This is a genomic window from Bartonella sp. AD24XZML, assembly GCF_042196485.1.
Taxonomy (GTDB): domain Bacteria; phylum Pseudomonadota; class Alphaproteobacteria; order Rhizobiales; family Rhizobiaceae; genus Bartonella.
This window is the reverse complement of record NZ_JBHIQH010000076.1, coordinates 1-11,540: the sequence shown is the minus strand read 5'-3', so window position 1 is coordinate 11,540 and position 11,540 is coordinate 1. Positions and strand designations below refer to the sequence as shown.

The following is an 11,540-nucleotide window of genomic DNA, read 5'->3' as shown; positions in this document are numbered from 1 at the left end:
TCACACGGGCGCTCTTATTCACACTGCTAGGATGCTGCCCTTCTGACCAATCAATTAAAGCATCACAACGCGTATTATCCGCCGCTCTAAGCGACCAATCATAAATCGTTGACATCTCTCATAAATCCTAATTCCGGTAAAATGGTCCGTAAAACGCCCGCATGAATTGCGTCATCAAAGGATTATCATCATCATCACTCTCTTCTTCTTCCGAAGCCTCTTCTTGTGATGCTAATAATGCCCTTAAAACGTCGAGTAAGTTGTCTCTATTGCCAAAACCACCTTGCACAATAGGGCTTGCTCTATAAGGCTTTCCCCCATACATTTGTAACACGCGGTTGACAAAATCACTTGCACGCATGCCACTGTTACCACCATTCAAACCAACCGCATTGCTGCCAACAATTTGCGCTGCATTAGCATGAGGATTTTGTAAAAGGCGGGCGGCTCCTCCTGCCCCTTGTTGGTGTGCTAAATACAATTCCGCATCGGTAGGCGCTCTTCCCAAAACACGGCTTAAATGATTACGATTATCAAGGGTCAACCGCCCCATGGCATCTGCCGCTTGCATGGGGTCAAAACGGTCTTGCAAACCATATTGTTTGGCTGTGCTGTCGATAAATTGATACAAACCACCCGCCGAAGAACGGGGATTCCTTGCATTCGGATTGCCGCCACTTTCCACTTGCGCAACGCGGTACAAATAGCTTTCTGGCAAACCATAACGCGCTGCTGCTTGACGTATCGCTTGATCTATGGAAGGACTATAATAGCTAGTCATTTTGTTAGCTTTCCCCATTGTTGATATCACTACTGCATTACTCAGAATTTCTAGATCCCGCTGTCATCATTCCCCACATTAGTCGAGATAAAGAAGCATGAAAGCGTTTTGCAATATCGTTGTTTACAAGTCCTTTCTCATAATCATTAATGAAATCTTGAATAATTTTTGCTACTTGTTTGTTATTATATCCCCCTACTTTTAAAGAATCGAGCTCTAGCATTTTTTTATCTAGTTTCTGGAGAGCTTTTAGATTTTTCTGACTTGTTGTCATCCTGTGTGCATTTCTTAGTATTCTTACAACAGCATGCGGAAATTGCCCAATATCTTTATATTCTTTAAACCCTTGAAAGAGTTTTGGGCGTGCTCTATCTCTCAGCTCTGGAATTCCCTTATAGGTTTTATTATACAACTGTTCGTACTCAAAAGCGTCCTTTAGTCTCTTTACAGCATCTTCACCAAAAAGAGATTTTAGTTTTTCTACATAGCTGTCTGTGTTGAAAAGATTTTTATAATATTCTAACTTATCGCTAGAATTGAACATTTCATCATCAATCTTACTTCTTGTGCCTAATTTATAAGCATCTTCGAATGACGGAGCTCTATCACCAACAGATGACACTTTACCTTTACTTTGATATAGATTGCTTTTATTCAGAGCCTCATTGATAGAAACAGAAGAACTCAAAGAATCGTATCCTTCTTTTATAGCTTTAGAGAGATCTTTATAAGAGGCAAAAACCTCCCTTGCTGTCTTATAATCTCCTGAAATGTCCTCTAGCAACTTTATAATATACTTTTCAAGTGAAACAAGATCCGCAGTGTCTATACCATTTAGATTATCACGTTGAATCTGATTGCTAATCTTTACTTTGGTTCGGTGAAGAATATCCATTATAGAATCAGGATATTTTTGTACATACGCCGCATCCGTAATTTTTCGATTATTGACATCTTGCGTAGCTTCTTCGTAGGCTTTCTTAAAATGTGAATGCTCCATTAACTGTTGCACCTTTTTTTGGTGTTCAGGCTTTAAAGCAGTACTTAATGCTGTATCATATAATGGTTGTGACTTTATACTACCTATATTATCAAAAGCTTTTTGAATCTGTCCTGCATCCAGAGTCGAAGTAGATTTGTTTACTGACTCTTCTAAAGCATCTTCAAGATCTCCACTTCCCTTTCTTTTGATAAAGTTTTCATCTAGAGCTTTGCCCATTCGTCCTGAAATTCCAGCTGCTCTTTTACCAAGCTCTTCATTAAGCTGCTCATGAAGCATCCTATTGTTTTGAACTATACCATAAATATGATTTTTAAATCCTGGAATAATATCACTAAGACGTGCTTCAGAACCACTTTTTGCAAGAGTATCTGGTAGGTTTTTTATCCCCGAATGATATGCATAACTAGCAATATTCCGTAAATCTCTCTTAGAAAAACCATCTGGAGCTTTCTTTCCTGCATTGCCGATAGCATTATACCCTCTCCCAGCAAAAGAACCTACGATAGAGAGAAATGGAGACGCTACACTTCCAATCGCAGCATTATTTATCCCACTATCTATAGAATCTCCCCATCCTACACCACTTCCAACTCCTGATAACGCTCCTGATAATGCACCTGATCTCACCGCTGTTTTAAGACCTAAATCTTTTCCTGGAATACCTATTGCTTCACCTACAAAACGGGGAAACAAACCAGCTTTTCTAGCTCCAAATGCTGCTAAACCTAACCTACTCGCAATTAACGGCACTCCCCCCGTCGCTATCAATGGTAAAATAGACCCTATAAAATTTCCACCAAATGATAACCAAGGATATGCTCTATGTACTGCCCTCTGATAAGCGCGTGCCTTCTTTACAGCCTCATCATAATTGCTTCCTGATAAGTGGGAAAACAAACCTTGAAGCTCATCACTAAAGTTTGCTGTAAGTCCTTCTGCAGTAGAGCTTCTGAGAGCATCCCACAACGAAATATTTTCAGTAGGATATTCTTCTTCTAACTTTTGTGTTTCTTCTGGATGCTGTGTAATCCCTGTATAGCTATTTTGTGCATTCCAAATTTTTTCCATTATATCTTTATCTGAAATATGGCCAATAACAGGAGAATAAGGTACATATCCCATATCAATTTCTCTTTCACTTGTTTCTTATGTAACCACCGTCATCTATAAAGAATTCACCTTTAGACAATCTATCCTCATCATCTTTATTTTTTACATGTGTAAATTGTGAAATAGGTGAAATAGGCAATGATAGAAAATCATTATATTCAGTGTTCCAATTATTTAAAAGTTTTTGTGTATTACTCCTTGCCTTAAACACTGCCTCTTTTACAGCTATAATTTCTTTTAACAATATATCTCGCCTCAGGTTTGTATCTAAATTTCCCAAACGGGTCTGTAATGATGTAAATTCTTGTATATTCATATTTCCATATCCTGACGCTCCATTTGGTGACTTCTGTTTCATTTCCTCCAAAGTATCACGTGCAAGATTCTTTTTAATCGCTTCAATATTTGACTTTAATATTGCAGCGTCAGTTGAAGATAATATTGAAAATATTGGTGCCAATATATTTGTCCCAGTTAATGTAGATCGAACTAGTTGTTCTATATTCTCAAGTAACCTAATATTAGTATTCTGACTAACTAATTCAGATTGAAAAAATTGTTTTTGCTTTGTAAGCTTTTCTTTTTTTTCCTCATATGTCTTACTTCTTTTAATAACCTTTGCTTCCCACTGTTTAGTCTCAGGATTAAAAACACCATAGTAATCAGGAGAAAGTTTAGGTGGTGTATTATCTATTTGTTGAGAACTAGAATGTGCACTCATTCCTTGTGTAAACAACCCATTAAGCATTTGAGGATTCCGTGCCATAATAGCGGCTTCTTCTTCACTGTAGCCTTTGGATTTTAGATACTCGACAGTCTGGTTAATCTGCCCTCTTTGTTTATCGCCTTCATGCAAGCTCTTCAACCCATTGGCAAAAAGTTGCCATCCAGATGAATTTGGACTAGCCGTTATCGCACCCATAAGAAAATCATCAATATTTTTACTAACATCAGACTGTGAAAAACGAGAAAATTTATCCCAAAAACTAAGATTTGGTTCAGGAGGCTGTTCTTGCAATGGAACTGGTTTTGTTGGAATAGGTGGAGAAGTCTCTAACTGAGGAGGAGTTTCTGATTGTGGAATTGGAGAAGGTTTATTTTCTTCATTCGTATAAATAGAACCTATTGGAGCAAAAGAAAAGGAACCTATATTATAGGGATTATTCATAGAAATCATACTAGGAAGAGCTGGTACTTGAGATCCAAATCTTTGATTTTCCTGTATTGCTTCCTGTAATAACTCTGTTCCCGTTTTTTTTCGTTTTAATGCCAAACTTCTATTTTTCGGGTCAAAACTCATAAAAACCATTACACTACCCCTTTTAACTATTTATTTTTTCTAAGATTATTCAAACTAAACGGCAGCATTTGCTGCCTTTTCCGCAGCCTTCTTTAATCCAAAAAGCACCATCATAGCGTTCTTCCAAGGGTCGTTACCATGCATCATTGAAGCTGTATTATTATTCATTGTCGTGCCGTAATTTCTTGCAAAGCCATGACCGGCGTTCATAAGCATATTCAATCTATTCCAGCCGCTATTGTCTTGTTCCAGCCAACGTTCTCTATTGGCATCAACAAGGCGTTGATTGTAGTCATTAAGAACAGATGACCCCTGCAACATATTCGAATAAGCGTTATTGTAAGAGGGGAATAAGTTGCCTATCATGCCTAAGCGGTTCTCATTCAGTTGATCAATCATCGAATTGGCTTGCATCATATGCTGTAAATCTCTATCACGCCGGTTATACTTGATACGGGCTAATTCATCATTAAGCCCCCTCTGTAACTCATTGCTATGCGCACTAGAGCCATAAAGACCACTCCCTAAAAACTGTCGATTAATGNCTAGAGCCATAAAGACCACTCCCTAAAAACTGTCGATTAATGCTATTTCTTATTTCACTTAAGCCCTCTTTAAGTTCCTCATCAAATTGAGAATTCGGTCCCATCAAGCCACCAGATGCAATCCAGTTAAGGTTTCTTGCAGACGATGTTGGAGTATTCATCAAATGATTCATATAATTCTGATACTGATGAGGAATAGCTCCAAGACCACTTATGGCTTGATAAGTTGGAGTGCTTAAAGGTGCAACACGAGGACCGCCATAAACATTACCCCCCATCCCTGTGTCATACATGTTATACGCATCTGCACCCCCACGCTTAAAGACATTCTGCATCCAAGTAGGAGGAGCGCTTGTTTGTACCTGCTTCTGTTCTGTCGTTGCTGGTCTACTGCTCCCCATGTCACAATTCCTTCCTATAATAAAGCATACCTATGCCATAGCCTTGTTTGTTCAGTGCACGTTTCCAGCCTAAACGCCCTAAAATCTCTATCTCAAAAGCGCCATTCTCACGCGCCCAATCCTCTACAAATGTCAAATTGTCAACTTGATCAAGAACACCCTTGCCACTACATTCACAAATCAGAGCACGCTTCTTTCCTAAAACTGTCTGCTGTATCTGGGTCGTGAACACCGCTAAAAAGCGCTCGTCATCATTCAAAACAAGCCATAACTGTTTCTTGCCACTGCAAATCGCTTCAATGAGCTCTTGCAACGTGATTTCATGTTTAAAACGTTCCACATACTCACGAAATGACGCAATGATGTCTTCAAGGTATGGCGCTATACGCTCCATATCCCAAGACGTGGTCAAAAAGACTTTTGCCATTATCCTCTGCCTAAAGGACGTAAATCCACGTTAAAGCCCGTAATTGCCGTCCAAGGTTCATTTTTAGGAATGCGTAATTTAAAGCGGTGATAACGATTGCGCGAACGACCATGATAAGCGCCCGTAAGATAAGAACATGCCCTCTCTTGGTGCCATGTGATCGGCGTCTGATCATTACGAAGCCGACGTTCTCCAATACTTAAAAGACCTTGCGTCGTATCAACTTCAGCAAAAATCTTCGTGATAAAGTTAAAACTTCCATCTGGTGCTCCCAATTCTTGCGAAACAACCGTTGCCTCCATCGGTGCACCTGTAAACATAACAAGCCTATTGTTTTCATCAAAAGCACCAAGCATTGGGGCGCCACTTTGCCAACGGGGGCTGTCTAAAGAAGCCGGCAATGTCTCAAGATTGATCGAGATCTCATCTAACTGTTCTAAAGTATACCCTGTCGTAAATACTGGAAACAATGTGAAAGGTTTTCCCTGTAGCGTCGACCATTTCTGCAATCCCCAATCATAGACAAAGGTCGTTTGCTCGTTATTGCTTCTTTTTATTGACCAGTAAATCCGGTTATCAACGGGGTCTATAACCCCTTGCATCTCATCAAGAGCAAACTTATCAAAGGTTTTAAAAACCGTTCTATCAACTTTCTCAAAGCCTATCGGCAAAAGTTGACCATCAGCACTGATCTGATAAAAGCCACCATCACTCGCAAAAAAAGCATCACTCCCTCGACACGCTATAGAGGCTGCACTGCGGGCTCCTCGCTTGTCTTGTATCTTTTGAAAAACAAACGGGCTTTTGGAACCTAACGTCAAAGAACCAGCATAAATAGCGGAACGAAGAAAAATAAGAGGATTGGTTGTTTCTGTTGCCCCCTGAACATATTCTCCATCTTGGAAATCCATATAACCACTGACATTATATTGAGTCTCCCATACAGTTTCATCGCCTTCTCCAGACCAATGAATGCGATTGGGATGATCTGTCAATTGCATCAAACAAACAAAAGGTCCCCAAACTTTGACCAATCCTGCTTTCGGTGGATTTCCTTCTAAATCTTCAAACCGTTCAGAACTAAGAACCTTGAAAACTTGCGGTTTATCATTTTTATTCACCGCAATAACCATGTTTTTAAAAAGAGCAAACGACCATTTATTCTCTTCATTTGCTTGATATGTCACACCACTTTGGCTTATGTCCTTCCAACCCTTGGTTTGGCTATCATAACTGTAAAGCTTTTTAGCTCCTCCTACGATGAGCTTAACACCATTGCCACTTCGAAACGCTATGCACCCCAAAGGCTTTTCTTCTAAAGCATGCGACACAACCATGACACTAGGCATCGGAATGTAACAGCCATCAGCCGGTAAAACATTCACAAGCGTATCTGTAAAGCTCCCATTGACGACCGAAACATCTGGTCGATAATCAGCAATTGGAAAATACACCATTTTAGAAATCCGTTGGAATTATTCGCGTGACGTTATGACGTTTGGACGTCTCTGCACGCAATTCATGCAATTGTTCATTAAAGTCATTGTAAGCAGCGGCTGCACAATCGGGTTCTTTCAGAATATTCTTGTACAGTTCATATTTTGCACGCGCTTTGATCAAGTCAAACCCATAGATAAACCATGGATGCTCCTCATCAACACTCTCTATCTCTGATAAACGCTGTGGAGAGAGAAGAAGTTGTATCTGATAAGCCCTATCCGGTGTAGGATAAAGATACAGTTTCCTATCAAAATAACTGTAACAAACCGGCGTTCCTTGCTGCTCTGATGTCAACAAAGGCTCTAGAGCAAAAGGACTTCTCCACTCTAGTTCAAGCTTATGATGTTGATCAGACTTAAGATAAACGCTTTTGATTTTGACTGCTGTTTCAAGAGAGCGGGTATCGCTTGCATCATAAGTCCCCTGCCCCGCCCGTGTTTGAAACGTAACATCACGGCTTTCGTTAAAGTAAAAACTTTCTCTCTCACAAAAACGAATAGCAGCAAAAATACTTTCTTGGATTTGCACTACATACTCATCTGTGATGTCATCAATCTCATCTTGGATAACCGACACCAAGTATGAAAGCGTTTTTCTATGACGATAAACATTCTGTTTCGCCGGTATTGGTCCCCCCGTCTTAACCCGAATATAATGACGCGTCATCAAAATACCTTTCCTTTGAAAAATATTAGTATTGACATTATACAATATGTGTACTACGATGCACTAATGGTAGCGATAATAAAAACAACAGATGAATTCGATGAATGGCTAGAAAAGCTTAAAGACAGAAAAGCTGCCGATATAATTCTTACAAGACTTCATAGAATTCGTTCAGGACTTTTGGGTGATGCGAAGTTTTTTAATGGCATAAGTGAATTACGTATCCATTATGGAGCTGGTTACAGAATTTATTTCACACAAAAAGGCGATAAAATCATTATATTGCTTTGTGGTGGTGATAAATCCACACAATCCAGTGATATTCAAAAAGCCTTATCTCTTTTAAAGGATCTTAAAAATGAAATTGAAAACCTTTAACTTTGAAAAACACCTCACAACACCAGAATCTCAAGAAGTCTTTTTAAATGAAGCCTTCAAAACTGGTGATGCTGCTCATATAGCGGATGCTATTGGTATCGTTGCTCGCTCTCAAAATATGCGTGCTTTAGCAAAAGAAACCAATCGCGAACGCAGTGGACTATATCGCTCCTTAAGCAAAACGGGTGACCCTAAGCTTTCTACCTTAGTCGCTGTCTTATCTGCCCTTAATTTACAACTCTCGGTACAATCTTCTACTTCATAAAAAGGAGAGTTAATGGATCTCTCCCTTCAATTTCAATGATTGGTCACGAATTCAACGACGATACTTGCTTGACCCGCTTGGACTGTTTTATCGGCTTTGGCATAAAGCGTGACCTCTTTATCAGAAGGGACAAACTCCTTCTGATTAGAAATCGTCGCTGCTTTAATACCGGCTTGTTTAATTTCTACCTCACCAAATTCACTCCCGCCAGCAGTGCTGCCTATCTTAACCTTCGTATCCGAAAACGCCGTCTTAATAAACGCTTTAATCGAAGTAATCAAAGCACCTCGAGGGAGGGTGCCTATTTTCATCACATTTTCTTTATCTTCATAGCTAAAATTAAGACGCAAAAAGCTTACCTGTTGCGTATGAAGGCTTCTCCCCTGTAGTGGTTCTGGTAAATAATCTGCCATATCTTATCCCCTTAATGATTTGTCACAAATTGCACGACCACAACACACTCACCAGCATCTGTGGTTTTATCTCGTGTTGCATAAAGGGTCATTTCTTTATCCTCTGGAGTAAAAACCTTTTGATCTGTTGGTGTAAAATCTTGCGTATTTTGGGCTTTGATATCTTTTTCCCCAAACTCATTGCCCCCATAGCTGCTGCCAATCTTCAATTTCGCCTCAGAAAACGCTGTCTTCACAAACGCTTTTATGGAAGTGATCAAAGCGCCACGAGGCAATATCCCTATTTTCTCCGTAAGATGCTTCTCTTTATGTGAGATATTCAAACGTAAGAAACTCACCTGTTGGGTATGTAGATTTCTCCCCTGCAAGGGAGAGGGTAATTGATCTGCCATGTCTTGTTTTCCTCCCTATGATTAATTATCAGGTTCACCGCTGTAGGTAGGAATAACAATCGTTCCAAAATCTTGGGCTGTCTGCGCACTATTTGGCATTTGGAAACGGGTTTTCTTCATTCCTATCAAAGTTTTGGCGGCAACACCAAATTCACGTTCATAATCAAAATATTCTTCTTTGAGGGTGTAATTTGTTGCACTATGATTTTTCCCAAAACCTATAATCGCACTCTGTGCCCCTAAGAACACCGCACGACGCACGCTTTTGACAGCTGTATGATCTGTCGATTTTACACCATGGGTAACATGAATAGCTTCGCGTAAAACAACACCATTATACATGCCAAGAGAACCATCAAAGATTGGGTTCTTTGCACGAGAAGTCGCATAAACCGATTTTTGAATATCTAACCATTCACCAGCGGCTGTATTGGTGCGCAATTGCATCACTTGTGTTGGGTGCAAATAGAGAACGTAAACATCATCACCATTGACATGAACGGGGGAAATCTGCGGATTGGCAAGTTTCGCTTGTTTAACCGCTTCATCAATAAGCTTCAAACTAAAGCTATGTTTCGCTTTATCGGTAAGGTCTTCATCCTTGGTTTTCCCATCGGGTCGAATAATCCGTTCACTGCTTGGTGCCATGATTTCATTAAAGCCGTAATGAACCGGTTTAATGTACACTTCTCGACCATCAACACTAATGGTACGCGCTGTATAACCACACACCTGCAAAAAGAACATGATGCTTAAACGATTGGCATACCAGCGAACCAAGCCTTCTTTCGCTTTCTTGCGTAAATTCGGAAGGATTCTCTGTTGATCAATTGAATCATCATTGGCAACACGCGCCGCATGTAAGAGCTCGTTAATCACCAACCGATCATTCATAAATTGAAGGGCTTCTTCATTGCCCTCTAAGGTTTCACCCTGAGTGACACCGTCCCCAAACAGATTGACCAACAAACTGAATGTGACGCTGTCCCCTGCACTCTTATGGGTTTCGTTATAAAGCTGGATAATACTGTTCGAACTTTTGCCAATCAGAGGGGCTATTTTCGTCGCTTTCAAAACTTCATTGCTTAATTTCTGTGACCACAATTTCACCGATTGCGGATCATGAGTCCCTATATGTGTTGTTGCCATTTTTTGTTTCACCTTTCTTTGCTGTAAAAAAACCGGCTTTAAAGCCGGTGGAAAATCCGCATCAAAGGCGGATTATGCTGTAAAATTTATTGCCTAATCAGGATCTGCACCCATAATTTCATAAAAACGCGCTTCATTCTTCGGATTGGATATCCACGCGTTGAATTCTTTCTCTGACATATTAGCAAGGGTGTCTTTTGTCATAGGACCCGTCACGCCCCCTCCGCCAGATGCTGTTAAGGTTCTCGCAGAATTTTGACGGCTTTGAAGCGCTGCAACGTGATTATTCGCTTGCACTGCTTGGTTTTGATAGCCAAGATTTTGTGCTATCCTATAAAGCTCTTCTGCTGGATTAACCCCTTTTTGTGCACAAGTTGCTACAATCGTCCGCAATTCATCCCCTATAATCGCATCTATCGTGCTCTTTTGTGCATAATTCGGATAAATAGAAGACCATGCACCTAATTGCTTTGCACGCGTCTCATAAAGAAAATCTGCTGCTGCATCAAAGTCACTGTATTTGTCCTTGATAGAAGTCACAGAACTTTCTAAAAACTGGTTCAAATGATCATTAAATTCGTGGGATTCAATGGCTTGCCTTTGTGCATCCTGCTGTGCCCTAATATACGCATCTTGCTCTTGTAGCTTCCTTCCCATCCAGCCCATATAGCCAATGATGTCTTGTGTAGGGTCTGGAGGTCCACTTTCTCCTTCAACCATTGGTGGCTGGGCTTGGGGTTCGTAAAACTTGACAAGCGCTTCACGGGCTTGGTTGGCTTGTTGTTCTGCACGTTGCCGATCTATAGGAACGATTTCTGAAGGCTTATCAACGGGCTCTGCAACCGGTTCTGAAGGTGTCGCATCATTGCTCTCAACACTTTCTACCTCATAATCACTCTCAAAAGAACTCTCATCATCATCAAAAACCGGTGCTCCAACCCTGTAATCTTCATTCATAGCTTCGTTCATTTCTGCATTCATTCTCTAACCTCTCTTAAATGCTTCTTCCTCGATAAGTGGCGGCTCTTTCACGCATAATCTGATTTTGCGCTCGTTCATTAAGAATACGCTCCTGTTCAAGCTCATGGCGTTGTTGCATCAATTCCGCTTCCAATTCTGCTCTCTTTTGACGCATGACCAATTCAATCTGCTTGCCTTGTAAATCCATCTGTTGCATCTGACTTTTAGCCGCAATATCTTGCTGCTTTTC

13 protein-coding genes and 2 pseudogenes are annotated in these 11,540 nt (G+C 40.4%); 2 read left to right on the top strand and 13 right to left on the bottom strand.

The features are described from left to right. The 8 genes and pseudogenes from ACFIMX_RS07195 to ACFIMX_RS07160 form a co-directional block, all read right to left on the bottom strand. Window positions 1–115 (bottom strand): annotated as a pseudogene (locus ACFIMX_RS07195) (phage tail protein); the annotation flags it as partial. Window positions 116–127: 12 nt separating this feature from the next. Then, entirely contained in the window at window positions 128–781 is a 654-nt protein-coding gene (locus ACFIMX_RS07190; protein WP_375694246.1) for a transglycosylase SLT domain-containing protein, read from the bottom strand. A 37-nt stretch (window positions 782–818) separates the two neighbouring features. After that, complete coding sequence (locus ACFIMX_RS07185) at window positions 819–2,906, bottom strand: hypothetical protein (RefSeq protein WP_375694245.1); 2,088 nt, start codon at window positions 2,904–2,906, stop codon at window positions 819–821. Window positions 2,907–2,919: 13 nt separating this feature from the next. After that, window positions 2,920–4,203, bottom strand: a complete 1,284-nt coding sequence (locus ACFIMX_RS07180; RefSeq protein ID WP_375694244.1) for a hypothetical protein — start codon at window positions 4,201–4,203, stop codon at window positions 2,920–2,922. A gap of 529 nt (window positions 4,204–4,732) precedes the next feature. Further along, window positions 4,733–5,140, bottom strand: coding sequence for a hypothetical protein (locus ACFIMX_RS07175; protein WP_375694243.1), 408 nt, complete (start codon window positions 5,138–5,140; stop codon window positions 4,733–4,735). Between the two features lies 1 nt (window position 5,141). Continuing rightward, window positions 5,142–5,567, bottom strand: a complete 426-nt coding sequence (locus tag ACFIMX_RS07170; RefSeq protein ID WP_375694242.1) for a hypothetical protein — start codon at window positions 5,565–5,567, stop codon at window positions 5,142–5,144. Next, the gene (locus tag ACFIMX_RS07165; RefSeq protein WP_375694241.1) at window positions 5,567–7,024 is read right to left on the bottom strand and encodes a hypothetical protein; all 1,458 of its coding nucleotides are present in this window, start codon (window positions 7,022–7,024) and stop codon (window positions 5,567–5,569) included. The genes ACFIMX_RS07170 and ACFIMX_RS07165 overlap by 1 nt, the downstream gene beginning before the upstream one ends. A 1-nt stretch (window position 7,025) precedes the next feature. Next, on the bottom strand, window positions 7,026–7,733 hold the full coding sequence (locus tag ACFIMX_RS07160) for a hypothetical protein (RefSeq protein ID WP_375694240.1): 708 nt from the start codon (window positions 7,731–7,733) through the stop codon (window positions 7,026–7,028). Window positions 7,734–7,799: 66 nt separating this feature from the next. Between ACFIMX_RS07160 and ACFIMX_RS07155 the strand changes: the two genes are divergently transcribed. Next, window positions 7,800–8,111, top strand: coding sequence for a type II toxin-antitoxin system RelE/ParE family toxin (locus ACFIMX_RS07155; RefSeq protein ID WP_375694239.1), 312 nt, complete (start codon window positions 7,800–7,802; stop codon window positions 8,109–8,111). Further along, window positions 8,092–8,376 (top strand): addiction module antidote protein, encoded by a 285-nt coding sequence (locus ACFIMX_RS07150; RefSeq protein WP_375639407.1) that lies wholly within the window; start codon window positions 8,092–8,094, stop codon window positions 8,374–8,376. Before ACFIMX_RS07155 ends, ACFIMX_RS07150 begins: the two co-directional genes overlap by 20 nt. Window positions 8,377–8,408: 32 nt before the next feature. Here the strand turns inward: ACFIMX_RS07150 and ACFIMX_RS07145 are convergent, their stop codons facing one another. From ACFIMX_RS07145 to ACFIMX_RS07125, 5 genes and pseudogenes are all read right to left on the bottom strand, one after another. Beyond that, on the bottom strand, window positions 8,409–8,789 hold the full coding sequence (locus tag ACFIMX_RS07145; protein ID WP_375694238.1) for a hypothetical protein: 381 nt from the start codon (window positions 8,787–8,789) through the stop codon (window positions 8,409–8,411). 11 nt (window positions 8,790–8,800) lie between these two features. Beyond that, window positions 8,801–9,181, bottom strand: coding sequence for a hypothetical protein (locus ACFIMX_RS07140; protein ID WP_375694237.1), 381 nt, complete (start codon window positions 9,179–9,181; stop codon window positions 8,801–8,803). Window positions 9,182–9,202: 21 nt separating this feature from the next. After that, window positions 9,203–10,330, bottom strand: coding sequence for a N4-gp56 family major capsid protein (locus ACFIMX_RS07135; protein WP_375639410.1), 1,128 nt, complete (start codon window positions 10,328–10,330; stop codon window positions 9,203–9,205). A gap of 93 nt (window positions 10,331–10,423) precedes the next feature. After that, window positions 10,424–11,311 carry a hypothetical protein gene (locus ACFIMX_RS07130; protein ID WP_375694236.1) on the bottom strand — a complete coding sequence of 296 codons (888 nt, stop codon included), beginning with the start codon at window positions 11,309–11,311 and terminating at the stop codon, window positions 10,424–10,426. Window positions 11,312–11,324: 13 nt separating this feature from the next. Further along, a pseudogene (locus ACFIMX_RS07125) lies at window positions 11,325–11,540 on the bottom strand (phage portal protein); the annotation flags it as partial.